27 protein-coding genes are annotated in these 26,367 nt (G+C 28.9%); all 27 read left to right on the forward strand.

The genetic code is table 11. From position 1 onward, the window contains the following. The first annotated feature begins 5 nt into the window (after positions 1-5). The 27 genes from SOM12_RS08170 (at position 6) to SOM12_RS08300 (ending at position 26,364) form a co-directional block, all read left to right on the forward strand. Positions 6-1,082, forward strand: a complete 1,077-nt coding sequence (locus tag SOM12_RS08170) for a Wzz/FepE/Etk N-terminal domain-containing protein (RefSeq protein WP_095931476.1) — start codon at positions 6-8, stop codon at positions 1,080-1,082. Between the two features lie 15 nt (positions 1,083-1,097). Next, positions 1,098-1,499 (forward strand): sugar 3,4-ketoisomerase, encoded by a 402-nt coding sequence (locus SOM12_RS08175; protein ID WP_095931475.1) that lies wholly within the window; start codon positions 1,098-1,100, stop codon positions 1,497-1,499. Beyond that, positions 1,492-1,914, forward strand: a complete 423-nt coding sequence (locus SOM12_RS08180; RefSeq protein WP_095931474.1) for a sugar 3,4-ketoisomerase — start codon at positions 1,492-1,494, stop codon at positions 1,912-1,914. Before SOM12_RS08175 ends, SOM12_RS08180 begins: the two co-directional genes overlap by 8 nt. Further along, a complete protein-coding gene (locus tag SOM12_RS08185) occupies positions 1,895-2,437 on the forward strand; it encodes an acyltransferase (RefSeq protein ID WP_172426950.1) in 543 nt (180 codons plus the stop codon). The genes SOM12_RS08180 and SOM12_RS08185 overlap by 20 nt, the downstream gene beginning before the upstream one ends. Then, positions 2,434-3,543, forward strand: a complete 1,110-nt coding sequence (locus tag SOM12_RS08190) for a DegT/DnrJ/EryC1/StrS family aminotransferase (RefSeq protein WP_095931472.1) — start codon at positions 2,434-2,436, stop codon at positions 3,541-3,543. The genes SOM12_RS08185 and SOM12_RS08190 overlap by 4 nt, the downstream gene beginning before the upstream one ends. Positions 3,544-3,626: 83 nt before the next feature. Further along, complete coding sequence (locus tag SOM12_RS08195; RefSeq protein ID WP_095931471.1) at positions 3,627-4,220, forward strand: acyltransferase; 594 nt, start codon at positions 3,627-3,629, stop codon at positions 4,218-4,220. An 89-nt stretch (positions 4,221-4,309) separates the two neighbouring features. Beyond that, complete coding sequence (locus tag SOM12_RS08200; RefSeq protein ID WP_095931470.1) at positions 4,310-5,791, forward strand: oligosaccharide flippase family protein; 1,482 nt, start codon at positions 4,310-4,312, stop codon at positions 5,789-5,791. Continuing rightward, entirely contained in the window at positions 5,791-6,744 is a 954-nt protein-coding gene (locus SOM12_RS08205) for a glycosyltransferase family 2 protein (RefSeq protein WP_095931469.1), read from the forward strand. The genes SOM12_RS08200 and SOM12_RS08205 overlap by 1 nt, the downstream gene beginning before the upstream one ends. A 1-nt stretch (position 6,745) precedes the next feature. Then, positions 6,746-7,876 (forward strand): glycosyltransferase family 4 protein, encoded by a 1,131-nt coding sequence (locus SOM12_RS08210; protein WP_095931468.1) that lies wholly within the window; start codon positions 6,746-6,748, stop codon positions 7,874-7,876. Between the two features lie 10 nt (positions 7,877-7,886). After that, positions 7,887-8,777: a glycosyltransferase family 2 protein gene (locus SOM12_RS08215; protein ID WP_095931467.1), complete on the forward strand. Its 891-nt coding sequence runs from the start codon at positions 7,887-7,889 to the stop codon at positions 8,775-8,777. Between the two features lie 77 nt (positions 8,778-8,854). Then, positions 8,855-9,937 carry an EpsG family protein gene (locus SOM12_RS08220; RefSeq protein ID WP_172426949.1) on the forward strand — a complete coding sequence of 361 codons (1,083 nt, stop codon included), beginning with the start codon at positions 8,855-8,857 and terminating at the stop codon, positions 9,935-9,937. 15 nt (positions 9,938-9,952) lie between these two features. Continuing rightward, positions 9,953-11,122, forward strand: coding sequence for a hypothetical protein (locus SOM12_RS08225; protein ID WP_095931465.1), 1,170 nt, complete (start codon positions 9,953-9,955; stop codon positions 11,120-11,122). Further along, positions 11,119-11,910, forward strand: a complete 792-nt coding sequence (locus SOM12_RS08230) for a glycosyltransferase family 2 protein (RefSeq protein WP_095931464.1) — start codon at positions 11,119-11,121, stop codon at positions 11,908-11,910. The genes SOM12_RS08225 and SOM12_RS08230 overlap by 4 nt, the downstream gene beginning before the upstream one ends. Further along, complete coding sequence (locus tag SOM12_RS08235; RefSeq protein WP_095931463.1) at positions 11,907-13,271, forward strand: hypothetical protein; 1,365 nt, start codon at positions 11,907-11,909, stop codon at positions 13,269-13,271. Before SOM12_RS08230 ends, SOM12_RS08235 begins: the two co-directional genes overlap by 4 nt. Before the next feature lie 117 nt (positions 13,272-13,388). After that, positions 13,389-14,495 (forward strand): glycosyltransferase, encoded by a 1,107-nt coding sequence (locus tag SOM12_RS08240; RefSeq protein WP_095931462.1) that lies wholly within the window; start codon positions 13,389-13,391, stop codon positions 14,493-14,495. Then, entirely contained in the window at positions 14,488-15,387 is a 900-nt protein-coding gene (locus SOM12_RS08245; RefSeq protein ID WP_095931461.1) for an NAD-dependent epimerase/dehydratase family protein, read from the forward strand. The genes SOM12_RS08240 and SOM12_RS08245 overlap by 8 nt, the downstream gene beginning before the upstream one ends. Before the next feature lie 3 nt (positions 15,388-15,390). Then, positions 15,391-16,341, forward strand: coding sequence for a glycosyltransferase family 4 protein (locus SOM12_RS08250; RefSeq protein ID WP_320493022.1), 951 nt, complete (start codon positions 15,391-15,393; stop codon positions 16,339-16,341). Positions 16,342-16,350: 9 nt separating this feature from the next. Further along, a complete protein-coding gene (locus tag SOM12_RS08255) occupies positions 16,351-16,782 on the forward strand; it encodes a WxcM-like domain-containing protein (RefSeq protein ID WP_095931459.1) in 432 nt (143 codons plus the stop codon). Then, the gene (locus SOM12_RS08260) at positions 16,772-17,899 is read left to right on the forward strand and encodes a DegT/DnrJ/EryC1/StrS family aminotransferase (RefSeq protein ID WP_095931458.1); all 1,128 of its coding nucleotides are present in this window, start codon (positions 16,772-16,774) and stop codon (positions 17,897-17,899) included. Before SOM12_RS08255 ends, SOM12_RS08260 begins: the two co-directional genes overlap by 11 nt. Positions 17,900-17,913: 14 nt before the next feature. Next, on the forward strand, positions 17,914-18,462 hold the full coding sequence (gene rfbC, locus SOM12_RS08265; RefSeq protein ID WP_095931457.1) for a dTDP-4-dehydrorhamnose 3,5-epimerase: 549 nt from the start codon (positions 17,914-17,916) through the stop codon (positions 18,460-18,462). Further along, entirely contained in the window at positions 18,462-19,307 is an 846-nt protein-coding gene (rfbD, locus tag SOM12_RS08270; RefSeq protein WP_320493023.1) for a dTDP-4-dehydrorhamnose reductase, read from the forward strand. Before rfbC ends, rfbD begins: the two co-directional genes overlap by 1 nt. A gap of 97 nt (positions 19,308-19,404) precedes the next feature. Next, positions 19,405-20,289 carry a glucose-1-phosphate thymidylyltransferase RfbA gene (gene rfbA / locus SOM12_RS08275; RefSeq protein WP_320493024.1) on the forward strand — a complete coding sequence of 295 codons (885 nt, stop codon included), beginning with the start codon at positions 19,405-19,407 and terminating at the stop codon, positions 20,287-20,289. Positions 20,290-20,373: 84 nt separating this feature from the next. Continuing rightward, positions 20,374-22,341 carry a nucleoside-diphosphate sugar epimerase/dehydratase gene (locus SOM12_RS08280; RefSeq protein ID WP_320493025.1) on the forward strand — a complete coding sequence of 656 codons (1,968 nt, stop codon included), beginning with the start codon at positions 20,374-20,376 and terminating at the stop codon, positions 22,339-22,341. A gap of 131 nt (positions 22,342-22,472) precedes the next feature. Next, positions 22,473-23,336, forward strand: coding sequence for an ABC transporter permease (locus SOM12_RS08285; protein WP_320493026.1), 864 nt, complete (start codon positions 22,473-22,475; stop codon positions 23,334-23,336). Further along, complete coding sequence (locus SOM12_RS08290) at positions 23,337-24,617, forward strand: ABC transporter ATP-binding protein (RefSeq protein ID WP_320493027.1); 1,281 nt, start codon at positions 23,337-23,339, stop codon at positions 24,615-24,617. 2 nt (positions 24,618-24,619) lie between these two features. Next, positions 24,620-25,426, forward strand: a complete 807-nt coding sequence (locus SOM12_RS08295) for a class I SAM-dependent methyltransferase (RefSeq protein ID WP_320493028.1) — start codon at positions 24,620-24,622, stop codon at positions 25,424-25,426. Positions 25,427-25,440: 14 nt separating this feature from the next. Further along, positions 25,441-26,364, forward strand: a complete 924-nt coding sequence (locus tag SOM12_RS08300; protein WP_320493030.1) for a glycosyltransferase family 2 protein — start codon at positions 25,441-25,443, stop codon at positions 26,362-26,364. The last annotated feature ends 3 nt before the right edge of the window (positions 26,365-26,367 follow it).

The following is a 26,367-nucleotide window of genomic DNA, read 5'->3' on the forward strand; positions in this document are numbered from 1 at the left end:
TTTTGATGGAAAATACGGCGACAGAAAGTGATGAGCTCTTGTTTAAGGATGTGTTAGAAAAAGTGAAACAACTTATAGTTTATTTTTTTAATCATTGGAAAATAATTTTTATTGCAGGCTTTATAGGAGGGGGACTAGGGATAGTCTACTCATATATTAAAAAGCCTATTTATACGGCAACATTATCTTATGTTTTAGAGGATGAAAACTCAAATGGCGGGTTAGGTGGTGCATTAAGTTTGGCAGGAACTTTAGGTTTAGGCGTTGGAAGTAATGGAGGAGGAGGAGTTTTTTCAGGATCAAACTTAACAGAATTATTTAAATCTCGTAATATGGTTGAAAAAACCTTATTAATGCCAGTCAAAGTGGAAGGGAAAGAAATTTCGTTAGCTGAGATGTATATTCAAATTAATAAATGGCGTGATGTTTGGAATACACAGCCTAAGTATAAAACTATTCAGTTTCTACCAACTAGTGATCGCAAAAAATTTACAAGAGTTCAGGATAGTATCTTGGGAGTAATTTATAGCAATTTATCAAAAAGTTCTTTATCAATAGAGCAAAAAGATAAAAAAACTGCAATTACATCCATTGAAGTTGCTTCTGGAAATGAATTATTTTCCTTTTACTTTTGTGAAGCACTTGCTAAACAGGTTGGTAAATTTTACATTGAGACCAAGAGCAAAAAAGCTCGTACCAATATGGAGATTTTATATCGGCAAACTGATTCTATTAGAAGAGAATTAAATGGCGCGATACATGGTATGGCTGTAGCCAATGATAATACATTTATGTTAAATCCTGCACATAATGTTCAACGTGCACCATCTTCTCGCAGACAGGTAGATATTCAGACTAACACAGCAATTCTTGCTGAGTTAGTAAAACAATCGGAATTAGCTAAAATTACGCTGAGAAAAGAAACACCTTTAATCCAGGTAATCGATAGACCAATTTTGCCTTTACCCAAAGAAAAATTTGGGAAAACAAAGGGATTGCTAATTGGTGGATTTTTAGCTGTATTTATTAGTTTAATTTTTTTATTATTTAAGAAACTATTTTCTGAAGGGACTTTCAAGTAGCCCCATGCTTATATTATGAAACCATTTATTATTGATTTTCCTAAGATACATGACCCAAGAGGAAATCTTACCTTTCTACAAGGATTGCAACAGATTCCATTTGAGATCAAAAGAACATTTTGGACATATGATGTTCCTGGTGGCGAAGTACGAGGCGGTCATGCATATAATTCTCAAAAAGAAGTGATTATTGCTTTAAGTGGAAGTTTCGATGTTATAATTACTAACAAGGATGGTATAACGGAAAAGTTTTCTCTTAATAGAAGTTATTATGGCTTGTATTTACCAGCAAAAACATGGAGGCATATTGAAAATTTTTCAACAAACTCGCTTGCATTACATATTTCTAGCGAATCATTTTCAAAAGAAGATTATATTAGAGATTTTGAAGAATTTAAAATTTTGAAAGATGTATAATGTATCAGATTGTAAAATAATTGATTTGTCTCAAGTACATAACGACGCTGGTAATATTACAGTTTTAGAGAACAATATAAATATTCCTTTTGCTATAAAGAGAATTTATTATTTATATGATGTCCCTAAAAAGGCAGACAGAGGTGGACACGGACATTATGAGTTGCAACAATATATTGTTGCAGCAAGTGGTTCATTTACATTCGTGCTAGATGATGGTGTCAGTAAGAAAGATTTTTTTTTAAATGATCCATCAAAAGCATTGCATATCCAGCCTGGAATTTGGAGAGAGATTAAAGATTTTTCTAGTGGTTCAATATGTTTAGTTCTAGCTTCACATGAGTATAGTGAATCTGATTATATAAGAGATTACAAAGAATATTTAAAATATAGAAATGATACACCCATTATCTGATGTTAAGTCTACCAACATAGGTATTGATACTGACATATGGCAATTTGTAATTGTGTTAAAAGAAGCTGTAATTGGCAGTAGATGTAATATAAATTGCAATGTTTTGATTGAAAATGACGTATTTATTGGAGATGATGTTACAGTAAAACCAGGAGTGCAAATTTGGGATGGTATCTATATCGGTAATAAAGTAATGATAGGGCCTAATGTAACTTTTACAAATGACAGAATTCCAATTTCAAAAAATAAAAATTACAAAAATGAGAAAACAATAGTTGAAGATTATGTTTCAATTGGTGCAAATTCAACAATTTTATGTGGTATTAAAATAGGTTATAAAACTTTAATAGGGGCGGGAAGTGTATTAACAAAAAGTACTTCTCCATATACTGTATGGTACGGAAATCCAGCAAAGCATACAGGTTATATTACAGACGATTCAATTTTACTAAATTTGAACTTAGTAGATCGCTGTACTGGTGAAGAATATTATTTAGATGGATTTAGACCAATTAGAAAATGATTAAATTTTTAGATTTACAAAAAGTTAATGCCCAATATAGTGATGAACTAAAATCTGTTGCGGCTGAGGTAATTGATAGTGGATGGTATTTATTAGGCGACAGAGTACAAGAATTTGAAAATTCTTTAAAAGATTTTCAAGATGGAGGAAATGTAGTTGCTGTTGCAAATGGTTTAGATGCATTACGTCTTATTTTCAAAGCCTATATAGAATTAGGTATTATGAATGAAGGAGACGAAGTAATTGTTCCTGCAAATACCTACATTGCTTCAGTACTAGCGATTACTGATAATAATTTGGTTCCTGTTTTAGTTGAGCCAAATTTGGAAACCTATAATTTAGATATAGATTTAGTAGAAAGTAAAATTACTTCAAAAACTAAAGCTATTATGGTTGTTCATCTGTATGGAAGGGTTTGTTGGAGTACGGAATTAGAAAATATAGCTAAAAAATATAGCATAAAAATTATTGAAGACAATGCTCAGGCAATTGGTGCAAAATGGAATGGTATAAAAACTGGGAATTTAGGGGATGCTGCTGGATTTAGCTTTTACCCAGGCAAAAATTTGGGTGCATTGGGAGATTCGGGTGCAGTTACGACTAAAAATCCTGAGTTAGCTGAAGTGATACGTACATTGGCGAATTATGGTTCTGCACAAAAATATGTAAATCAGTATCAAGGATTAAACAGTCGTATGGATGAAATACAAGCTGCTTTTTTAACTGTTAAGTTAAAACATTTAGAAAATGAAGCTAAAATTCGTAGAGAAGTGGCATTTGAATATATTAGAAACATTGATAATAAAAGTGTAATTTTGCCAAATTATAATGAATATGAAGAACATGTATGGCATCTTTTTGTTATTCGTGTAAAAAATAGAGATGAACTGTATTCGTATTTGACTGAAAACGGTGTTCAAACATTAATTCATTATCCTATCCCAATTTATAAACAAGAGTGTTACAATTACATGTCGAATATTTCTTTACCAATAACAGAAATTATTCATAATGAAGTTTTGAGCTTACCTATTAGTTCTGTTATTACAAAACAAGAAATTTCAAAAATTGTAGAGCTTTTAAATTCTTATAATAGAATACCTTGATTAAGAAACTTAAAATAATTTTATCAAATCCTTTTTTGATATGTAGATTTATTATATGTAAAATAAAATCTATTTACTATTCTATGTATATAGATGAAGGTAGTAAGGGAAAAATTATTATAAATAATCCTCATATCTCTTTAAAAATTAAAAAAAGTCAAGGATCGAAATTAATATTAAATGGTGATGTTTTTATTAATTCTCACATTGGTGGCACAAATCCAATTATTATCACTTTAGGAGTTAATTCAACTTTAAAGATTGATGGTGATTTTATAATTGGAAATGGTGTCAAATTGATTTTAAGTGATGAGGCCTTTTTATATTTGGGAGGTAAAGATATTGAGTCAGGTTCTGGAATAACAGCAGATTCCGTAATAATGTGTTATAAAGATATTAGAATAGGTAAAGATTTTTTATGTGCTTGGAATGTCTTCATCACCGATTCTGATTGGCATACAATAGAAAATAAACAACATTATGAAAATGTGACTATTGGTAATCATGTTTGGATCGCGAATAATAGTAGTGTTTTAAAAGGCTCTACAATTTGTGATAATTCAATAGTTGCAAGTTTAACCAAAATTAGTAATAAATCATATCCTCCTAATTCAATGTTAGCAGGAATACCTGCTAATATTGTAAAATCAAACATATCTTGGTCAAGAGATATTTGATATATATCACAAATGAGGAATTTGTATTGCAAAACTTACGACCAATGCAAATCATTTTGAAAGCAAAGAAATTCAGTTTGAGTTTTTAGATGAATAATAAAGAAGAAGAAAAGGATGCCCTTAAAGCGACAGGGACAGTTGGAGGAGCTCAAGTTATTAATATATTGATTTCTCTTTTGAGAACTAAAGTCATTGCCTTAATTTTAGGCACTTTTGGAGTTGGGGTAGTTGGAATATTAACTACAGCGACAGACATGATAAGAAACTTTGCAAGTCTAGGTCTTCCATTCAGTGGTGTAAGAGATATTTCAATAGCAAATGCCAAAAAAGATGATTTAGAAATTTCAAGGATTGTTAAAGTATTCAATAAATGGATTTTTATTTCAGCCCTTGTTGGAAGTATTATTACTGTAATATTTTGTCTGCCATTAAGCAGGTTCTTATTTAATAATGATATTTATACTGTTGGAATAGGGTTTTTATCGGTTTCAGTTTTTTTTTCTACATTGGCTGCAGGTTATCAGTCGGTTATGCAAGGTAAAAGAGCTGTTTTATTGATGTCTAAAGCGACTATTGTCGCGAATTTTTTTGGCTCTTTGGTCTCGGTATTATTTTATCTTGTTTTAAAAGATAAAGGAATAGTTCCTTCACTTATCTTAATGGCATTAGTTAATTTTTTAGTTATCTATTTCTTTTATAAAAAATTACGAATTCCAAAATATAAAAAGATTTCAGTTATAGAATCATGGAGTACTGCAAAAGTGATGATTCGGATAGGATTTTTTACTATAATAGTCAGTATTGTTGAGCAATTTGTAAGTCTAGGCTTAAGAGCTTTTTTGTCTAATAAATCGGGAATAGACGGGGTTGGACTTTTTACAGCTGCAAATACAATTGCAACAATGTATCTGTCAATTGTGTTAAACTCTATGGCGAGTGATTACTACCCAAAATTATCTTCAATACATGATGATAATCATAAGTTAGGCGCAACTGTTAACAATCAACTTTATATTGTTCTATTATTGGCATCACCTATTATTATTGGTATGGTTGGGTTTGCGGAAGTAGCGATTAAGATTTTATATTCAAGTAAATTTTTAGGAGCTGTTTCAGTACTAAAATGGCAGATAATTGGAGATTTCTTTAAAATTATTGCTTGGCCATTTGGATTTGTTTTTTTAGCAAAAGGCCTAGGTAAACTCTTTGTTTTTAGTAATGTTTCTTATACGATTATTTATATTGCAAGTGTATATTTAAGTTGGGACAAATTTGGGTTTTTATCAATAGGATTATCTTTTTTCATTGCTCAGTTTTTTTTGATGGTTTTTATATGTCTATATAGTAATTTTCGATTTGGTATAAATATTTCTTCTAAAAACATAAAAGTTGTAATTGTAATGTTTTTTCTTTTAGCAGTTTCCTTTTGTTCTCATGAATATTTTACAGGACCTTTACGTTTAATGATTTCTGTTATTGCATTGATTTTTTCTATTATCTACTCTATATATAATTTAAGTTTAATAATGGATGTAAAAATGCTTATAAGCAGAATAATAAGAAGAAAATAATGTCAACAAAACCTCTTATATCAGTTGTTATACTTTGTTATAACCAAGAAGCTACAATAGCACGTACAATTGAAAGCGTATTACAGCAAGAAACAAACTATAGCTTTGAAATAATTATTGGAGAAGATGCATCCCCAAATGATAACACACGACTAATTTGTAAACAATATGCGGAAAAGTATCCTGATATTATTCACCTTATGGATAAACAACCAAATAAAGGTCTGTTGAAAAATTATATTGATTGCATACAGAAGAGTAGGGGTAGATATTTAGGAGTTTGCGCTGGTGACGATTGGTGGCATAATCCTCATAAACTGGAAATGCAGGTTCAATTTTTAGAAAAAGACAATAGTTTTGGATTAGTTTTTACTGATTATAGAATAGTGAATGTAAATAATAATGTTGAAGTTTTTACAAGTTCAAAGCCAATTATTGTTGACGAAAAAAAGATGTATTTAAATTTACTAAAAGGTAATTTTATTTCAGCGGGAACAGTAATTTTTAGAAAAGAAATTTTCTCTAAATATATAAACTTTGATAAGTTTATATCACTTGGTTTTGTAATGGAAGATTATCCTATGTGGTTAGAGATGATACAACATACAAAGTTCAAATATATACCTGTAGAAACCATAACTTATACTGTAGCAGAAGGATCTCTAAGCAACAATAAAAGCAACTACGAGAAAACTGAAAAATTTGAGAATGCAGTGTTCGATATAAAAAAGCACTTTTTAAGCAAATATTCAACTAATGATATTACTGTTAAAAAACTTCAAGAATTGCACCATAATTTTTTAGCAACTAATTTTATTAAGGAAGGACATTTTGAGAGAGCTAAATATCATTCGAATTTCTTAGTTAGAACAGGACTCAAGGGGTTTGTGAAATTTTTAATATGTAATACTCCTTTCGTCAAATTGTATTCAAATTATCTTAATAAAAGTTAAAATGGATAGAGATATTAGATTTTTGACCATTTTTACTCCTTGCGAAAATATCCATCTAATTAAAGACATTGGTATGATTCCATATGTTCTTTATAAAGAATTTAATTATAATTCTACTGTAGCAAGTTATAATAACGGTGAGTATCCATACCTACAAACAGATGTTAAAGGATTAAAACAAGTCTTTATAAAAAAAGTTTTTAAGAGTGAGTTCCTAAATTCGTTAAATTTCATACTTTTTAACTTTAGAAAATTTGATATTTTACAGGTTTATCATTTTTCACTAAAACATGTCTTATTGTTGTATGCGTTTAAGATTCTCAATTTTAGAAATAAAAAAGCGAGAGTTTTTCTGAAGATGGATGTGAATGATTCAATTAAAGATTGGAAATTTACTTTTATAAAAAGAAAAATTTATAAATTTCTTCTAGAAAAAATTGATTTACTTAGTTTAGAAAGTAAGAAACTTAATGATTTTGCTTTAAACAATAATATTTTTGGGAACAAAATTAAATATATCCCTAACGGCTTTTATGATTATGGAATAAGGAAAGATATCAAATATGCCAATAAGGAGAATTTAATTATAACAGTTGGTCGTATTGGATCATTTGAAAAAAATAATGAAGTGCTTCTTGAAGGTTTCAAAGAATTTTCTAAATTAAATGATAAATGGAAACTTGAAATTATAGGTCCAATTGAGGAAAGTTTTATAGCTTATATTAATAGTTTCATGAAAAATAATCCAAGTCTAAAAGATAAAGTTTCGTTCACAGGAGCGATTTCTGATCGAAAAGCTTTAGATGATAAATATAAAAAAGCAAAGATCTTTGTATTGACATCAATCTCGGAAGGTTTTCCATTAGTATTTCTTGAAGCTATTAAGTCTGGATGCATAATTGTATCTACTGATTTAAATACTGCTCACGATGTTACTGATGATGGAAGATTAGGTAGTATTTTTCCCATTGGTGATCATGTTGAGTTATCGAAAATTCTAAATGAAAAGGCATGTGACGAACAAAAGTTGTCTGAAGATTGCTTATCCATTCAAAACTTTGCTTACGAAAATTTTTATTGGAAAAATATTTGTCATAATATAATCACATTAATGCATTGCAAAACTAATTAAGAAATTGTAAATGAATGTTTCAATTATAATAGTAAATTATAATACTAAGGATTTGTTATCTAATTGTATTGGATCAATTTACAGTAATACAAAAGATGTCGACTTTGAAATCATCATTGTCGATAATGCTTCAATAGATGGCTCACAGGAGCTTATAAAAGAAAAATTTCCTGAAGTTGTTCTTATTGAGTCAGAAGTAAATTTAGGCTTTGGAAAAGCTAATAATTTAGGAGCAGAATTTGCTAAGGGTGATTACTTATTTCTTTTGAATTCCGACACTATTTTGCAAAATAATGCAGTTTTTTACTTTTTAGATTTTTATAAAAAAAATAATAATTTAAATATAGGATGTCTGGGAGGTATGTTAGTTGATGAAAATGGAGAAATTATTCATTCAGCAGAGCAGTTCCCTTTAAAAAGGACGGTAATATTTAAGATAATAAATAATTATTTATCTAAATTATTTAAATATCCATATAAATTGGATATTATAAAATTTGATAATAATCGATATGTTGAAGTAGATTACATCACTGGAGCTGACCTTTTTTTGACAAAGGAACTATTTTTAAAAGCCGGAAAATTCGATCCAGTTTTTTTTATGTACTTTGAAGAAACAGATTTGCAACTACAGATACATAAATTAGGATTAAAGCGTTATTTAATTAAAGAGCCCAAGATAATACATCTCGAAGGAGCAAGTGTTGCTGAAGAAGATTTTTCAGCAAAGAAAAGAATGATGATCAACGATGGGATGTTTAAATACTTCAAAAAGAATTCTTTTATCTTAAGTTATTATTTATTTAGGTTTGTCTATTTAATTGTGAGGTTACCTATTTTATTAGATAAGAGATTAACACTAAAAGAAAAATCGCAGTTTTTTTTCTCATTGGTTAGTTAAATTACGTAAACTGATTTAACTAAATATTGTTTGAAGTTTAAAATAATTAAGCATTGGGGATCTACATAATTTTATTTTTGATACTAGTCACTCTAAGTTTTACTGATTACGTTCGCTTTGATAAAAACCAAAGGAAAATATTTTTGGTAACAGGGGCGTGTGTATTTTTCCTAATTTTCTGGGCATTTGCCAGTTTAAGATGGGAATGCGGTACAGATTGGGAATCTTATTTTGATACATTCTATTATTTTTCTGATGCCCATACTGTAAATTTTGAACCAGGCTATATTGTTTTAGCGGGTCAAATTAGGCAATACACATCAAATTACACTGTTTTTCTTACTATTTTTTCCTTTTTATGTTTGACTTTTAAATTTTCCTATTTCTATAAATTTCATAAAGAGTTCTTTTTTACACTTATTTTATTATATTTTTGCTATTACTTTGCTGATATATTTGCAGTACGTCAAAATTTGGCAATTTCTTTGACATTATTTAGTACCATTTTTATTATAAGAAGACAACCTTTTTATTTTGCTTTATTTGTAATATTAGCATCATCAATTCACTATTCTTCAATACTATATTTTTTGGCTTATTATATTTATTGGACTAAAATCAGTGACAAAACTTTTTATTACTTAGTAGCATTTTGTGTAGCATTAGGATTAATTGGAATAGGCACATTAATTTTAGACTTAGTGTTAAGAGTTTTAGGAATTGATGGTTTTATAGGAGCAAAAATAAATAATTATCTTAATGAAGATAGTGAAGTATTGAATACAACTAATAATCCAATTGTAATGTATTTACTTGGTGTCACAAAGAGACTCTTATTTATACCTTTTTTTATTTTCGTAAAAAATAGATCCAAAGGCAACTTTTTGTACTTTCAAGGTTATTTTAACCTTTATATGATAGGGAATTTGACATATTTTGTTTTTGCAAAAGATTTGGCTGTATTTGCAAGAGCATCTGTTCCTTTTCTTTTCTTTGAAATTTTTTTAATAGGATATTCGCTGTCTTTCTTTAAAACTAGAAAAATGATGTTATTAACGGTATTTGCCGTAGTTATTTTTTTCTCTTGGACTAGATTTAATGCTTTAGTTAATTCCTATTACAATCTTTATGTGCCTTATAATTCAATTTTTAATAAATAAGCAAACTATTTTTCAATGAAAAATACAATAATAATAAGTGAAGTGTCTCATATAGGAGAGATTCATTTTCAGGTAAATAGTTGTTTTATTGAAATGATTACGAAAAGTAATCCATCAAGTAAGGTTATGTTTGTTGCCGAAAAAAAGCATGTTAGTGCGGTAAGATTTAATTTGGAATTATCGAATATACAAAATTTGGAATATTTACCATTTGAAGGATTTTATAATGAAGAAAAATTTAAGTGGAGATCCAGAATTATTGGAGAATGTAAACAAATCCTGAAAATTTTTAAACTCGCAGCATTACATAAAAATGAGTTATTTATATGGACATGTTTGTTTCCAACAGGACACCTTTTTTTAAATATTCTTCTACTTTTTAAAAAAAACACCAAACACATTATAATTTTGCATGGTGAGCTAGAATTATTGAAAGGAAAAAGAAAATCTGAAATTTTCTTAGGTATTATTCTTAAACTAGCATTTTTCTTAAGCAGTAAAAAAAATAAATACATAGTACTTGGAGATAATATTAAAAAAAGTTTAAAGGGCTTATTAAGTAATTCCACATTAGATAAAACATATTCTATATTACATCCATATAATTTTTGTGTAAATAAAGAAAATCTGATTAATAAAGAAGATTATAATGGATTAAACATCGGCGCGATTGGAACACAAATGTTATCAAAAAATTCTAATTGCATTTATGATTTAGGAGAATATTTTAAAAGTGAAGTTATTAATAATAAAATTAATTTGCTCACAATTGGAAAAGTACTTCCTGAACTAAAAAAATATCAAAATGGCTTTGTTAGAAATTTATATTCAGATTCTTTCGTTTCACAGCAAAAGTTTGAATTAGAAATATCAAAACTAGATTTTGTAATTTTTTTCTATGACAATAATTCTTACAAACTGTGCGCAAGCGGAGCCATTTTTGAAGCAATTAGGTTGGAAGTGCCAATAATATCTATCAAGAATGACTTTTTTGTGTGGTTATTTGAGAGTTTCGGCGAATTTGGGTTTCTATGCGATGATCTGAATGAGATCAAGCATGTTATTAGTGAATTGAATCATCAAAATTATAAGAAAAAAAATGAAGAATTTAAGAATAATATGAGACAATTTAAGATTGATAATAATTTAAGTAAGATCTCTTTAAAGCTTGAAGCAATTTTATGAAAAATATTGTCACAATTTCTGCTGTCGTTCCTATTTATAATTCACAGAAAACGATTGCTAAATGTTTAGAATCTATCTTAAGCCAAACAGAAAATGTTAACGAAATTATTATTGTTGATGATGGCAGTGTGGATAGATCTGTAGCTATTGCTAACGAAGTGTTAAAATCTGTACATGGTATAATGATAGTTTTAGTAGAACAAGAAAATGCCGGGCCTTCAGCAGCTAGAAATAAAGGTGTTTCATTGGCGACTAGTAGTCATATTGCTTTTTTGGATAGTGATGATATATGGTCACCTGATCATATTAGAAATGTTAAAGAATTTTTTCAAGAAAATGATAGTTTCAAAATCGTGGCAACAAAATATTTAGGCGCGCCGATAAGTTATGTAGGTGAAATTTTTTTGAAAAAAATGCTTTATAAAAACTATTTCCTAACTCCTTGTGTTGTTTTAAAAAAAGATGTATTTTTTGAAGTAGGCGGCTTTAATGAAGAAATGAGTTTTGCTGAGGATTATTTTTTGTGGCTCAGTATAATTTCTAATAATAGAGGTTATTTATTAGATTATGTTGGAGCAGCAAATGTTGATGATAAAAAGGTTTTTGGACAGAATGGATTATCATCAAACTTGCGACTAATGCATGAAGGGGTTTTACAATGTTATAAAAATCTCTATTCAAATAAATTAATAAACTATAAAACTTATATAAAAATTATTTTTTTTGAAAAAATTAAATACTTGAGAAGAATTATTATAAGTTGTGTTGTTAAAAATGAGTTATCATGAATATTAGACTTTTTATATTATTTGGTTTATTATGCTCATCGATTTTAATATTTAGTTTTACATCTCAAAAGGATGTTTTTTTTGAGGATAAAATATCTGTACTTGATTTTGGTGCGCGAGGTGATGGAATGACAGATGACTCAGATGCTTTTGAAAATGCAATTATATATTGTATTAAAAATCAAAAAACATTATATATCCCAAAGACTCAACAAACCTATAATTTGAATAAAACTATTCGAGTGGAGTTACTAAAAGGTGAAAAAATTAAAATTATATCAAATAAAGCAACAATTACTCCAAAAATCACTGATACAAGGAGTGCGTATAAATTAACTCCTTTTAAAGAACATGTTTTTATTTCTATAGGAAGGAAAATAAATTCAATCTATAAACCTGAAGAGCCTACTGAAAATATAGGGACACAAATATTCATTTCAGGATTAGTAATAGACGGAATTCAACAGGAAGTTACTAAAAATGTACACTCATTTGATGATGATATATATATTGCGGCACAATTTGTATCTGAAAAAGTAATTGTGGAAAATTGTGTTTTTAGAAATATAAATGGTTATGGTTTGAGAATTCATGATGTTTTAAATAGCAATATTAAAAACTGCAAATTCATAAATGTTGGAGGTAGAGGTTATACCCAATTCGCAAATAAAGTTGATATGGACGGATTTGGAGACGCCATTTATCATGCAAAAGTTAATTCGAATGCGAAAATAGTAATTAAGGATTGTTTTTTCGAAGGGAAAATTACTAATAATAAAAGGAGTAGATCGGCGTTGACATTCGAGTATTCGACTTTTCCATATGACGTTTCTATTAGTAACGTAAATATTTCGGGCTATGCAAAGTGTCTCCATATCGAAGAAACTGCTAAAACAATTTTTAGATTAAAGAATGTAAAATTTGAAGACTTTAATTTTGCTATCGCAAATGTTCTTAATGACTCTTCAATAATTTATTTACAGAATGCAATTGTAAAAGTAGGATTTAACGATGGCAATGATAATGGTGATGCGTTAGCATTTTTAAATTATCATAGCACTGCTAAAATATATGTAAGTGATTCTGAATTAGATTTTAACGGAAGAGAAAAAGCATATCAGAGTGCAGTTGGATTAGTGAAAGTTGAAAGATCAACAATTAATGGCAACAATACTAATTTTTTCTTTGCTGACGGCAATACTATTTTCTCATATTGTAAATTTATAAATTTTGGCGGGCACGAAATGTCTTTTTTTTCTAATGATAAAAGCTTAAAATATAAAATTGAAAATTCAAAGTTTATAGGGAACTCGAGAAAAGATATAAGTGCAAAATATGTTAAATTAGAAATTAATAATTAATTTTATTCTAAAAAGCATTTTTTTAAATAAATATTGGAATTTTAAAATAATCTTTTAATAAGTAAATTGCTAGAACTATAAATACTAGCAGACATTTTATACAACTTAGTTTAATTTATGAAAATTCTCCAAATTGTAAAATATTATGATCCATGTCAAGGAGGTATGGAAAGTGTAGTTAAAAATTTAGTTGAAGGTGTAGTTGATTGTTCCGACGAAATTAATTTTACAGTTTACTCGAATAATCATGTGAAAAGTTTTACTCGAGTAAAAAAAATATTCGGTAAAATCATTGTTCTTAAAGAAATAACACCTCTTTTTCTTAAAAGTCAACCTCTGAATTTGAGATATCCAGCATTAAAGAAACTAATAGCAGAAAATGATATCATTCATCATCATTACCCATTTCCTACTATGGAAGTAAGCTTATTAAGATATCTTAAGAAGTGCCAAAATAAAAAATTAATCATTACTTGGCATGCCAATATAAAAAATTCTCGGTGGAGCTGGATCGAGAAATTTTACAACCCTATGATTAAAAAAATATTGGATAGGGCAGATTGTATTATTGTAACTTCTCCACAACTTTTTGAAGCTTCTAATATTTTAAAAGATTATAAAGATAAAATAAAGGTCATTCCTTTGAGTTTTGACCCAAAGTATAAGATTTCAGCTGGTAAAAAAATGCCTGAAAATAGAAATTTCGAACTACTTTTTGTTGGTAAGTTGAGAAAGTATAAAGGGGTTGAATATTTGATTGAAGCTATTCAAAATTTGCCTGTAGGACTCACCATTGTAGGGAATGGTGAAGAACTAGAAATTTTGAAAGAAAAAGTAAATTCTGTGAGCTTACAGGATAAGGTTCGTTTTATTACTAATGCTTCTGATGAAGAATTGTCACAAATTTATCAAGCTTCGGATTTATTTGTTCTCCCATCAATTAATGAAGCAGAAGCATTTGGAGTTGTACAATTGGAAGCTATGGCAAATGGTCTTCCTGTTATAAATACAAATTTAAATTCAGGAGTGCCTTTCGTATCATTAAATGATTTTTCGGGTATTACAGTAGAACCAAAATGTTCTAAAAGTTTAAAATGTGCGATTGAGAGAATAATAGTTAATAAAGAATTATATGAGCTTTTTTCTTCAAATGCAATTCAAAGAGTAGGATTGTTTACGCGTAAAAAAATGTCTGAATCATATTTAGAGGTGTACAATGCTTAGAGTCATAATTACTGGTAAATCGGGGTTTGTAGCGCAGAATCTCTCTAGTTATTTTTCAACCATTCCATTTTCTACCTCTTTTATTTCATTAAGAAATTCTAAATGGAAAAATAATCTTTCTGGTGATGTAATTATACATTTAGCAGGAAAAGCCCACGATCTTAAAAATGTCAGGAATGCTTCAGAATATTTTGAGGTTAATACTTATTTAACCCACAAATTATTTGACTTTTTTATAGAAAGTGAAATTAAGGATTTTATTTATTTTAGTAGTGTAAAGGCTGTTGCCGATCAAGTTTCGGAAACTTTGTATGAAGATGTTTTGGCAAAACCAAAAACCCCGTATGGACAGTCAAAATTAAAAGCAGAAGAATATATTTTATCGAAACAAATTCCAGAAGGGAAAAGAGTTTTTATAATAAGGCCTTGCATGATTCACGGACCAGGAAATAAAGGGAATTTGAATCTTTTATACAATTTTGTAAAAAAAAGAATTCCATATCCTTTAGCAGCTTTTCATAACGAAAGATCTTTTTTAGGAATAGATAATCTTAATTTTTTAATTAAAGAAATTATCCAAAACAAACAGATTTCTTCAGGAGTTTATAATTTTTCGGATGATGAGGTTTTATCTACAAATGAGCTTATTGAAATTGTTTCAAGGGTTTTGAACAAAAAAACACTTTCAATAGCAATTCCTAAAGCTTTAATTAAGGGGATAGGTAAAATCGGAGATGTAATTAAATTACCTTTAAACTCTGATAAAATTCAAAAATTAACTGAAAATTATAGGGTTTCAAATCAAAAAATAAAAGATGCTGTCGGAATTGATAAAATGCCATACACAGCTAAAGAGGGACTTGAAAGAACAATAAAAAGTTTTATAAATTAGATAATGCAATATACAATTTTAGGAATTATTTTAATGATTATTATGTTGCTCTATTTTAAAGTAGCAGATCATTTTAATATAATTGACAAACCAAATCAAAGAAGTTCGCATACAGAAATTACTTTGCGAGGAGGTGGAATCATTTTTTGGTTTGCAGCATTGTTATATTTTGCTCAAAACATTGAAACTAATTTCTTTTTTTTTACAGGAATTACTTTAGTCAGTTTAGTCAGTTTTTGGGACGATATTCAAAGTTTATCAAATAAAATCCGAATTTCAATTCATTTCCTTTCCATCACGTTAATTTTTTTTGATTTAAACTTATTTACTTTCGTCCCAATTTGGATAGTTTTAGTAAGTTACGTATTAGCAATAGGGCTCATTAATGCCTATAATTTCATGGATGGAATTAATGGTATTACAGGGCTTTATACTTTAGTAGTAATGGGGTCACTGTTGTATGTAAATACAAAAATCCAGCTTTTTACTGATGGTGTTTTTATAATATATGCAATGATTGCGAGCTTAGTTTTTCTGTTTTTTAATTATAGAAAAAAAGCAAAATGTTTTGCAGGCGATGTCGGAAGTATTGCTATAGCTTTTTGGGTAATTTATCTGGTGTTAGGACTAATTCTAAAAACAGAATCACTTATATGGTTATTATTTTTGGCAGTTTATGGAGTTGATACAGTTTGTACAATTCTACACAGACTTTATCTTAAACAGAATATTTTTGAAGCGCATAGATTGCATTTATATCAGGTTCTTAGTAATGAATATAAAATACAACATAGGTTGGTATCTCTTCTTTATGCTTTAGCCCAGACAGGAATTTCTTTAATAGTTATTTTTCTTTATCAAAAAGTTCAGGATGCAATTATATTCGTAATTGTAATTTTGCCTTTATTATTCCTTTATTCATCAAAATTTTATTTATTAAAAAAAGTAATTTAAGATTGAATCATGGAACCTAAAATAATTCAAGGAGGAAAATTTTCAGATCATCGAGGAAGTATATCTTATGTAAACGATTTTAGTTTTACAGATATTGAAAGATTTTATATTATAAGTAATTCTAAAGAAAATCCAATTCGTGCGTGGCAAGGACATAAATTAGACGCAAAGAATTTTTATTGCCTTTCAGGCTCTTTTAAAATTCATTTTATAAAAATTGATAATTGGGAGAATCCTTCAAAGGACTTGGCTATTGAGACTTTTTTAGTTTCGGAATCTGACAGCAAAATTGTTCACATACCAGCTGGTTATGCAAATGCAGTTGAGTCTCTTGAAGAAAACTCAAAATTGATATCGTTTTCTACATTATCATTAAGTAATGTTAATGAAGATGATGTTCGTTATCCGTCAGATTATTGGCATATTAATAATGGACAATAAGAGAATTTATTTGTCATTATCTCAAGAAAGCGGATTTGAGCAAGAGTATATTCAGAATGCATTAAAGTCAAATTGGATTACTTCTAGTGGCCCAAATGTTGATGAATTTGAATATAGAATCCAAAATTTTTTTAAAAATGAAAATTTTGTTACGGCGACAAATTCGGGAACGTCTGCTATACATTTAGCATTAATTTTATTAGGTGTTAAAAGTGGAGATGAAGTGATCTGTCAAACTATGACTTTTGTAGCTTCTGCAAATCCAATTTTGTACCAAAATGCATACCCGATATTTGTAGATAGTGAAGTAGATACTTGGAATATCTGTCCGAAAAATCTTGAAATTGCAATAAAAGATAGGATAAGAAAAGGAAAAAAACCAAAAGCAATTATAGCAGTACATTTATATGGAATGCCTTATAAAATTGATGAGGTTCATTCAATTGCTGATAGATACGGCATACCAATTATTGAAGATGGTGCCGAAGCTCTTGGGAGTACTTATAAAGAAAAAAAATGTGGTAGTTTTGGGACTTTTGGGATTTTGTCTTTTAATGGTAATAAAATCATTACCACTTCAAGTGGAGGAGCATTAATTTCGAATTCAAAAAGCATAAAAGAAAAAGCTATTTTTTATGCAACCCAATCAAAAGATTCAGCTGTACATTATCAGCATAGTGAAATAGGATATAACTATAGAATGAGTAATATCTGTGCCGGAATTGGTCTTGGACAAATTAAAGTTTTAGAACTGAATATTCGTCTTAGACGAGATAATCATTTATTCTATGAAGAAATTTTTAAAGACATTCAAAACGTACAACTATTCGATAATCCAAGCGGTGACTTTTTTTCTAATTTTTGGCTAAATACAATATTACTTGAAACAAAGATAGAAAGAGAAAGGTTGAGACTTGCTTTTGAAGAAGCTAATATAGAGAGTAGACCATTATGGAAGCCAATGCATTTACAGCCAGTTTTTGAAAAGTATTCCTATTACGGTAATAAAGTTGCTGAAGAATTGTTTGAAAAAGGCTTATGCTTGCCATCAGGATCAAATTTAAGTGCTAAAGATAGAAGTAGAATAAAAGATGTTATTATAAATTTCTTTAAGTGAATAAAAAAATTAAAATGAAAATCGAAGAAACGTTTATAAAAGATTTGATAATAATTGAACCAACAGTATTTGGAGACGAAAGAGGGTATTTTTTTGAGTCTTATAGTAAAACTAAATTTGAAGATTTAGGGATTAATATTGAATTTGTTCAGGATAATCAGTCATTTTCAAAGAAAGGGACTTTAAGAGGTTTACATTATCAAAATCCTCCTTTTGCCCAGACAAAACTAGTTCGTGTTTTAGAAGGTGAAATTATTGATGTTGCAGTAGATTTAAGAAAAGATTCTCCTACTTATGGAAAAGCATTTAGTATTCTATTGTCAGCAGAGAATAAAAAGCAGTTATTAGTGCCACAAGGATTTGCGCATGGATTTTCAGTTATTAGTGACACTGCTTCAGTAATGTATAAATGTGATCAATTTTATAATAAAGCCTCTGAGGGCGGAATTAAATACGATGATCCGTCTTTGAGCATTGATTGGGGAATGAATCTGGATGAAGCAATAGTTTCAGAAAAAGATCAAATTCTTCCTTTTATTGAAAATTGTAATAGTTTATTTTAATGAAAAAAATTTTAGTAACTGGTGCAACAGGACAATTAGGATCAGAACTTTCAGTTTTAGCGCCTTCTTATCCTCAATATGATTGGGTATTTGCAGATAGAACTCAAATTACATTAGATAACTTGGAAATGCTTCAATCCCAATTAGAGGCAATTTGTCCTGATGTTATATTTAATTGTGGAGCTTATACAGCAGTTGATAAAGCTGAATCAGAAAAAGATTTAGTTTTTACAGTAAATCATTTAGCAGTAGAATTAATCGCAAAATATGCACGAGAAAAGAACGTTAGATTAATTCACGTTTCAACTGATTACGTATTTGATGGAACTTCGTCAATTGCTTTGGATGAAAAAGCTGAAACTAAACCTATAAATGTTTATGGAGAAAGTAAATTGGCTGGAGAAATTGATTGTTTAAAAGAAAACCCAGAATCCATTATTATTAGGACTTCGTGGGTTTATAGCAAGTTTGGAAATAATTTTGTAAAAACAATGCAGCGATTGATGCAGGAAAGAGAGGAAATTAATGTGGTTAATGACCAAATAGGTTCTCCCACTTACGCTGCTGACTTGGCTAAAGCAATGATTGATATCATCGAATCCTCAAAATGGATCCCCGGAATTTACAATTATTCGAATGAAGGCGAAATAAGCTGGCATGAATTTGCTTTAGGCATTAAAGAGCTTGGAGATTATAACTGTAAAGTTGTTGGAATTCCTTCATCAGCTTATCCAACCCCTGCAAAAAGACCAAGTTACTCACTGTTAGATAAGAAAAAGATAAAAACAGTTTATAATTTAGAAGTTCCAAATTATAAAGACAGTTTAAGAAAAATGTTTGCTTAAATTAAAAATGATTTGAAGATTTATACGACAGGATTTCAAAAAGAAATCTAAAATCTAAAATCTAAAATCTAAAATCTAAAATCTAAAATCAAAATATATGAAAGGAATTATATTAGCTGGAGGCTCTGGTACAAGATTACATCCATTAACATTAGCTGTAAGTAAGCAATTAATGCCAGTTTATGATAAACCTATGATTTATTATCCGTTATCCACATTAATGATGGCAGGAATTAATGAGATTTTAATTATATCTACTCCTCACGATTTACCACATTTTAAGAAACTTTTAGGGAATGGGAGTACAATAGGTTGTAAGTTTAGTTATGCAGAACAATCAAATCCGAATGGACTTGCTCAGGCTTTTGTAATTGGCGAAGATTTTATTGGTAATGATAAAGTAGCTTTAGTTTTAGGAGATAATATTTTCTTCGGTACTAATATGCAGCAATTGTTAAAAAACAATGCTGATCCTGAAGGTGGAGTTGTTTTTGCTTACCATGTTTCGGATCCGGAAAGGTATGGAGTGGTTGAATTTGATGAAAATAAAAATGCTATTTCTATTGAAGAGAAGCCTTTGGAGCCAAAATCTAACTATGCTGTCCCAGGTTTATATTTTTATGATAATTCAGTTGTTGAGATTGCTAAAAATATTAAACCAAGTGCCCGTGGTGAATATGAAATTACAGACGTTAATAAAGTGTATCTTGAAAAAGGGAAATTAAAAGTAGGTATCTTAAGTAGAGGAACAGCCTGGTTGGATACAGGAACTTTTAATAGTTTAATGCAAGCTGGGCAATTTGTACAAGTTCTGGAAGAAAGACAAGGTTTGAAAGTTGGTTGTATTGAAGAAATAGCATGGAGACAGGGATTTATTAACGATACTCAGCTTGAAGAATTAGCTCAGCCATTACTTAAATCTGGTTATGGAACTTATCTTTTGGAATTTTTAAAGCAAAAGAAAAAAGGTGTTAAAATTTAATTTGCACCAATAAGTAATTATTTAAAACCTTTAATTTGTATTTTTGTATAAAGTTCAAATTTTACTGACTTAAAAAATGCTAAATTGAATACAGAAAAACCAAATAATATAGCCTCTTTGTTATATAAAACCTTTTCTCCAAGAAACCTTAGAGCAAATATCAATAATTTGAGTTATTTACCTAGGTGGATTATTGTTGCTATTGATGTAATGGTTTTGTTTTTTTCATTTTCCTTTACTTATTTACTTTTTGATGGTACTGCAATTGGTTACATTATAACTTCTCATGATTTTTATTTTGTAGCCAGTTTAATAACAGTCAATATATTTTTCTTTTGGCTCTTTAGAACATATTCAGGAATTATTAGACACTCATCATATATTGATGCAATAAAACTGCTTTTCTCTCAAATGTCAGTTTTGGTTTTCTTTCTATTTATAAATCTAATATTTGAGTTATATACTGGACATAAGGCATTTTTAAATACAGCTCTTTTTATCAATTTAGTTTTATCGTTTTGCGGTTTATTTTTGTATCGCGTAATTGTGAAACAAACTTTTGAAATGTATTTTTCAGAGAAAACTACGACAAAACTTGTTAGAACAGTTATTTATGGTACAGATGCAAATGCAATTTCTGTTGCAAATGCTTTAAAATTTGAAACACCTTCTAGATTTAAAATTGTTGGATTCGTTGATAAAAATAATCAAAATGCATCTAAGCGTATGCTAGATTTGCCAATTTTAATTTTAAGAAAAAAACTTCCAGCATTAATGAGGTCCGTTGCTGCAGAAGGTGTTATTATTGCAGATAAAAGCTTGACTAAAGATGAGCAACTTATTATTGTTGATCAATGTTTAGAATTTAATTACAGAGTATATACTGTACCATTAATTTCAGATTGGGAAAATCAAAAAGAAATTTCTCAGAAAGTAAAAAATATACAGATTGAAGATTTATTAGAAAGAAAACCGATAGTCTTAGATAGTAAATCAATTTCGAAACAATTAAAAGATAAAACAATCTTAATAACAGGTGCGGCTGGTTCAATTGGAAGCGAGATTGTTAGGCAGGTTCTGAATTTTAATCCAAAAAATGTAATCGTTTTGGATCATGCAGAGACACCGTTACACAATTTATGCTTAGAAACTCAGGGAATGAATTTCAATACGAAAATTGTTGCAGTAATTGCTGATGTAAGAAGCAAAAAAGCTTTAGAAAAAGTTTTTAAAAATTATAATCCTCATGTTGTTTTTCATGCGGCAGCTTATAAGCATGTGCCTTTGATGGAAGAAAATCCATCTCAAGCAATTCAAACTAATATTAAAGGAACTAAAAATCTTGCCGATTTAGCTTGTAAATATCAGGTTAAGAAATTTGTAATGGTTTCTACAGATAAAGCTGTTAACCCAAGTAATGTAATGGGAGCTAGTAAACGTATTGCAGAAAAATATGTGCAGTCTTTATTCTTAAAAAACCAAAGAGAAAAGGTTGAAGGCGGGACAAAATTTATTACTACTCGTTTTGGAAACGTTTTAGGTTCAAATGGATCTGTTGTACCCTTATTTACTAAACAAATAGCAGAAGGAGGACCAGTAACAATTACACATCAGGATATTATTCGTTACTTTATGACTATCCCTGAGGCATGTCAACTGGTATTAGAAGCTGGAGCAATGGGGAATGGTGGTGAAATCTATATTTTTGACATGGGAAAACCAGTTAGAATTATTGATTTAGCACGAAAAATGATTAAGTTGGCTGGCTTCATTCCAGACAAAGAAATTAAAATTAAAATTGTTGGCTTAAGACCTGGAGAAAAACTCTACGAAGAATTATTAAATGATACTTCTAAGACTCTTCCAACACATCATAACAAGATTATGATTGCGCAAGAAATTCAAGATGAATACGAAAATCTTCATAATGAGGTTGATGAATTGATCGGAATTGCTGATTTTTACGAAAATGATGATATTGTTTCAAAAATGAAAAAGATAGTACCAGAATTTAAAAGCATGAATTCAACTTTTGAAGTTTTAGATAAATAAGATCGAACGAAAATAAATTCAAATATAGTCAAGAGGTGTTTTTTAAAACGCCTTTTGACATTTTTACACACAATTTAAAATGTTAAAAATCTTGTTAAAATTTTTAAATTAGATTTTTAAGCCCCCTTTAAATGGATTCTAAAAATACAAACGACTGGCTGTTTGAAATAACACCCAAGAATAAATTTTTCTCGCTTAATTTTAAAGAAATTTGGCAGTACCGAGATTTATTAATGCTCTTTGTAAAAAGAGATATTATCACAGTTTATAAGCAAACCGTTCTAGGTCCTCTCTGGTATTTAATACAACCTTTATTTACTTCTATTACCTTTACGATTATTTTTAATAACGTAGCTGGAATCAAAACAGGCTCTATACCACCATTTTTATTCAATCTTGCCGGAATAATGGTTTGGAATTATTTTACTGCTTGCTTAAATGGGACCTCCGATACTTTTAAATCCAATGCAGGAATATTTGGGAAAGTATATTTCCCTAGAATTATTACCCCTTTATCAATAGTGATTTCGAACTTAATAAAATTTGGAATTCAATTTGGGATATTTATTTTCTTTTACATTTTCTTTTATTTTCAAGGAGCAGATTTAAGCTTAAATGGATCAATACTATTTTTTCCAATCTTGATTTCGTTTATGGGAATTTTAGGATTAGGTTTGGGTATGATGATTTCTTCAATGGTTACAAAATATAGAGATTTAAATAATTTAGTTGGTTTTGGAGTACAATTACTAATGTATATATCTGCTGTAATGTATCCTATGGAATTGATAAAAGATAAACTTCCAAAATTTGGTTGGATTGTAGAGTACAACCCATTGGCTTATGTTGTAGAAACTTCTCGTTATATGCTTTTGAATATTGGAAGTATATCAATTTTGGGTTTAGTATATACAATGGTAGTTACAATTGTTGTTTTCTTCATTGGATTGTTAATTTTTAATAGAACAGAAAAAAGCTTTATAGATACTGTATAAATGAAAGACATCATATTAAAAGCCGAAAATATATCTAAACAATATCGTCTAGGACAGGTTGGAACAGGAACTTTAAGTCATGATTTAAATCGATGGTGGCATAAAATTTGTGGAAAAGAGAATCCTTATTTAAAAATCGGCGATACCAACGATCGCTCTACAAAAGGAACTTCAGATTATGTTTGGGCTTTACAGGATATAAATTTTGAGGTAAAAAGAGGTGAAGTTTTAGGCATTATTGGAAAGAACGGAGCAGGAAAATCGACACTTTTAAAAATTCTTTCAAAAGTAACGGCTCCGACAACGGGTAGTATAAAATCTCGAGGGCGTATAGCTTCTCTATTAGAAGTTGGTACAGGGTTTAATGGAGAAATGACTGGTAGAGAAAACATATTTCTTAACGGAGCCATTTTAGGAATGACCAAGAAAGAAATTATGTCGAAACTTGATGAAATTATTGAGTTCTCTGGCTGTGAACGCTACATTGATACGCCAGTGAAAAGATATAGTTCTGGAATGACAGTTCGTTTGGCATTTGCTGTTGCGGCTTTTCTAGAACCTGAAATTTTAGTAGTAGATGAGGTTTTGGCAGTTGGTGATGCTGAGTTTCAAAAAAAGGCAATTGGAAAAATGCAGGATATTTCTAAAGGTGAAGGAAGGACTGTTTTGTTTGTCAGTCATAATATGGCTGCTGTGAAGAGTCTCTGTACAAAAGGAATTGTTTTAGAACATGGAAAAGTAATTTTTGAAGGAAATGTTGAAGAAGCTGTTAATAAATATTTCGATGACGAAAAGCAATTTGCCCAAAAAGAGTGGAATATAGAATCAAGTCCAAAAACTAATTTTTTACGTTTACTAAATGCAAAAGTATTAAATGAAAAAGGGGAACTAGAATTAAACCATTCAATAACAAATTCAATAACAATACAATTTACATACGAAATTCTGGAGGAAGGGAATACTTTCACCCATGGGTTTAATTTATTCAATAATGAGAATGTTCATATTTTAAGTTCTCATGATAAAGATTCTTTAACCCTAGAGAAACCATTATCCAAAGGCGTTTATTCGAAAAAAATAATAATTCCGGGAAATCTTTTAGCAGAAGGAACTTATTCATGTAGTTTTGCGATCATGAAATATAATCCATTTGTGGTAGAATTTCATGAAATGGATATAGTAGGATTTAATATAGTTGATGAATTTGGTGGTAATGCAGCAAGAGGAAATTATAATGGTAATTTTCCAGGAATTGTTAGGCCAATTTTAAAATGGAAATAAATATGAAAAATTGGACTGGAGAGCGATTGGAAACATTTGTTTATAACAGGATTGCGATAGAGCACTTGCATAGGTATGCAATTACTAATAATTATATAAAAGGTAAAATTATTTTAGATATAGCCAGTGGGGAAGGTTATGGTGCTGCTTTAATGAGCAAGGAAGCTTCATTTGTGTACGGAGTAGATATTGACAAAGAAGCAATCTCTAAAGCTAAATTAAAATATACACAAAAAAATATTGAATTTTTAGAAGGTAGCACAAATGCAATACCCCTAGATGATAATACTATAGATGTAGTAATTAGCTTTGAAACAATTGAACATCATGATGAGCATGACAAAATGATGCTTGAAATAAAAAGAGTTTTAAAGCCTGATGGAATAGTAATAATATCTACTCCTGACAAATTGTATTATTCTGAAGAGCGAAATTTACTAAATGAATTTCATGTGAAAGAATTATACAAACATGAATTTAAAAACTTAATTAATAATTATTTTAATCATCAGCAATTATTAACACAATTATATAATAATGGAAATTCAATAATTCAGAATGATATAGAGAAAAATAATTTAATGTTGTATTATGGAAATTATCTTTCTATTAAAAATAGAGCAGTTAAGCCAATGTTTTTAATATCTATTGCATCGGATTTTGAATTTGAAAAACATGACTTATCTATTTTTGATGGAGGATATTTTGTTAAAAATGAATTAATGGCAGAATTTAGGGGTAGTAATACTTATAAAATTGGTCATTTAGTTTTGTTGCCGATAAAATATCTTAAAAGAATTTTTAAGTAATAGGGTAAGTAAAGATGGATATAAAAAAAAAAGTATTTATCATTATTGTAACTTATAATGGAATGCAATGGATCGAGAATTGTTTAAAAAGTGTCTTAAGCAGCTCGGTTACAGTGGAAATTATTATCGTTGATAATGGTAGCAATGATGGAACAGTTGAATTTATTAAGTCAAATTTTAAAGATGTTTTATTATTTGAACAAGATCAAAATTTAGGTTTCGGACAAGCTAATAATATTGGATTAGACATTGCTCTTAAAAATAATGGCGAATATTTTGTTTTATTAAATCAAGACGCTTACTTAGAAAAAGATACAATTAGTTTATTACTTCAAGAAATGATACTTAATCCAGAATATGGAATTCTAAGTCCGATTCATTTAAATGGAAAAGGGGATAAAATAGATTTATATTTTCAATTCTATATCTCACCAAATAATTGCCCAGATTTCTTTTCTGACCTTTTCTTAAATAAAGTAGTGAAGAATATTTACGATGTCAATTTTGTTAATGCAGCAATATGGATGTTGTCAAAAGAAACCTTAAAAAATGTTGGGGGTTTTAATCCTTATTTTTTTCATTATGCAGAAGATAATGACTATGTAAATAGATGTAATTTCAAAAAAAGGAATGTTGGAGTTGTTCCAAAAGCAATCGCATATCATGATAGAAATGTACCGAACAGGAAATTTGATCTAAAGACTTTTATCAATTTAAAAGATCTTGATCTTCTCAACCCGAATAGAGTATGTTCAGCTAAGAAAATGATAATTCAAACTATTAAGAAAAGTATTATTTCAATAATAAAACTTAAAAAAAGAGATGCTTTTTATAACTATCAGTATTTAAAGAAAATGATAAAGAATTATCATTTAATAAAAAGAATTCAGATTACAACGCGTGAAGATAATTATTCCTTTCTTACTTATAAAGATTAAATA

Source organism: Flavobacterium sp. CFBP9031 (assembly GCF_034044945.1).
Classification (GTDB): domain Bacteria; phylum Bacteroidota; class Bacteroidia; order Flavobacteriales; family Flavobacteriaceae; genus Flavobacterium.

Excerpts from the sequence above, each read along its gene's own strand:
- SOM12_RS08170 (WP_095931476.1), top strand. The coding sequence starts at position 6 with ATGGAAAATACGGCGACAGAAAGTGATGAGCTCTTGTTTAAGGATGTG.
- SOM12_RS08175 (WP_095931475.1), top strand. The coding sequence starts at position 1,098 with ATGAAACCATTTATTATTGATTTTCCTAAGATACATGACCCAAGAGGA.
- SOM12_RS08180 (WP_095931474.1), top strand. The coding sequence starts at position 1,492 with ATGTATAATGTATCAGATTGTAAAATAATTGATTTGTCTCAAGTACAT.
- SOM12_RS08185 (WP_172426950.1), top strand. The coding sequence starts at position 1,895 with ATGATACACCCATTATCTGATGTTAAGTCTACCAACATAGGTATTGAT.
- SOM12_RS08190 (WP_095931472.1), top strand. The coding sequence starts at position 2,434 with ATGATTAAATTTTTAGATTTACAAAAAGTTAATGCCCAATATAGTGAT.
- SOM12_RS08195 (WP_095931471.1), top strand. The coding sequence starts at position 3,627 with ATGTATATAGATGAAGGTAGTAAGGGAAAAATTATTATAAATAATCCT.
- SOM12_RS08200 (WP_095931470.1), top strand. The coding sequence starts at position 4,310 with ATGAATAATAAAGAAGAAGAAAAGGATGCCCTTAAAGCGACAGGGACA.
- SOM12_RS08205 (WP_095931469.1), top strand. The coding sequence starts at position 5,791 with ATGTCAACAAAACCTCTTATATCAGTTGTTATACTTTGTTATAACCAA.
- SOM12_RS08210 (WP_095931468.1), top strand. The coding sequence starts at position 6,746 with ATGGATAGAGATATTAGATTTTTGACCATTTTTACTCCTTGCGAAAAT.
- SOM12_RS08215 (WP_095931467.1), top strand. The coding sequence starts at position 7,887 with ATGAATGTTTCAATTATAATAGTAAATTATAATACTAAGGATTTGTTA.
- SOM12_RS08225 (WP_095931465.1), top strand. The coding sequence starts at position 9,953 with ATGAAAAATACAATAATAATAAGTGAAGTGTCTCATATAGGAGAGATT.
- SOM12_RS08230 (WP_095931464.1), top strand. The coding sequence starts at position 11,119 with ATGAAAAATATTGTCACAATTTCTGCTGTCGTTCCTATTTATAATTCA.
- SOM12_RS08235 (WP_095931463.1), top strand. The coding sequence starts at position 11,907 with ATGAATATTAGACTTTTTATATTATTTGGTTTATTATGCTCATCGATT.
- SOM12_RS08240 (WP_095931462.1), top strand. The coding sequence starts at position 13,389 with ATGAAAATTCTCCAAATTGTAAAATATTATGATCCATGTCAAGGAGGT.
- SOM12_RS08245 (WP_095931461.1), top strand. The coding sequence starts at position 14,488 with ATGCTTAGAGTCATAATTACTGGTAAATCGGGGTTTGTAGCGCAGAAT.
- SOM12_RS08250 (WP_320493022.1), top strand. The coding sequence starts at position 15,391 with ATGCAATATACAATTTTAGGAATTATTTTAATGATTATTATGTTGCTC.
- SOM12_RS08255 (WP_095931459.1), top strand. The coding sequence starts at position 16,351 with ATGGAACCTAAAATAATTCAAGGAGGAAAATTTTCAGATCATCGAGGA.
- SOM12_RS08260 (WP_095931458.1), top strand. The coding sequence starts at position 16,772 with ATGGACAATAAGAGAATTTATTTGTCATTATCTCAAGAAAGCGGATTT.
- rfbC (WP_095931457.1), top strand. The coding sequence starts at position 17,914 with ATGAAAATCGAAGAAACGTTTATAAAAGATTTGATAATAATTGAACCA.
- rfbD (WP_320493023.1), top strand. The coding sequence starts at position 18,462 with ATGAAAAAAATTTTAGTAACTGGTGCAACAGGACAATTAGGATCAGAA.
- rfbA (WP_320493024.1), top strand. The coding sequence starts at position 19,405 with ATGAAAGGAATTATATTAGCTGGAGGCTCTGGTACAAGATTACATCCA.
- SOM12_RS08285 (WP_320493026.1), top strand. The coding sequence starts at position 22,473 with ATGGATTCTAAAAATACAAACGACTGGCTGTTTGAAATAACACCCAAG.
- SOM12_RS08290 (WP_320493027.1), top strand. The coding sequence starts at position 23,337 with ATGAAAGACATCATATTAAAAGCCGAAAATATATCTAAACAATATCGT.
- SOM12_RS08295 (WP_320493028.1), top strand. The coding sequence starts at position 24,620 with ATGAAAAATTGGACTGGAGAGCGATTGGAAACATTTGTTTATAACAGG.
- SOM12_RS08300 (WP_320493030.1), top strand. The coding sequence starts at position 25,441 with ATGGATATAAAAAAAAAAGTATTTATCATTATTGTAACTTATAATGGA.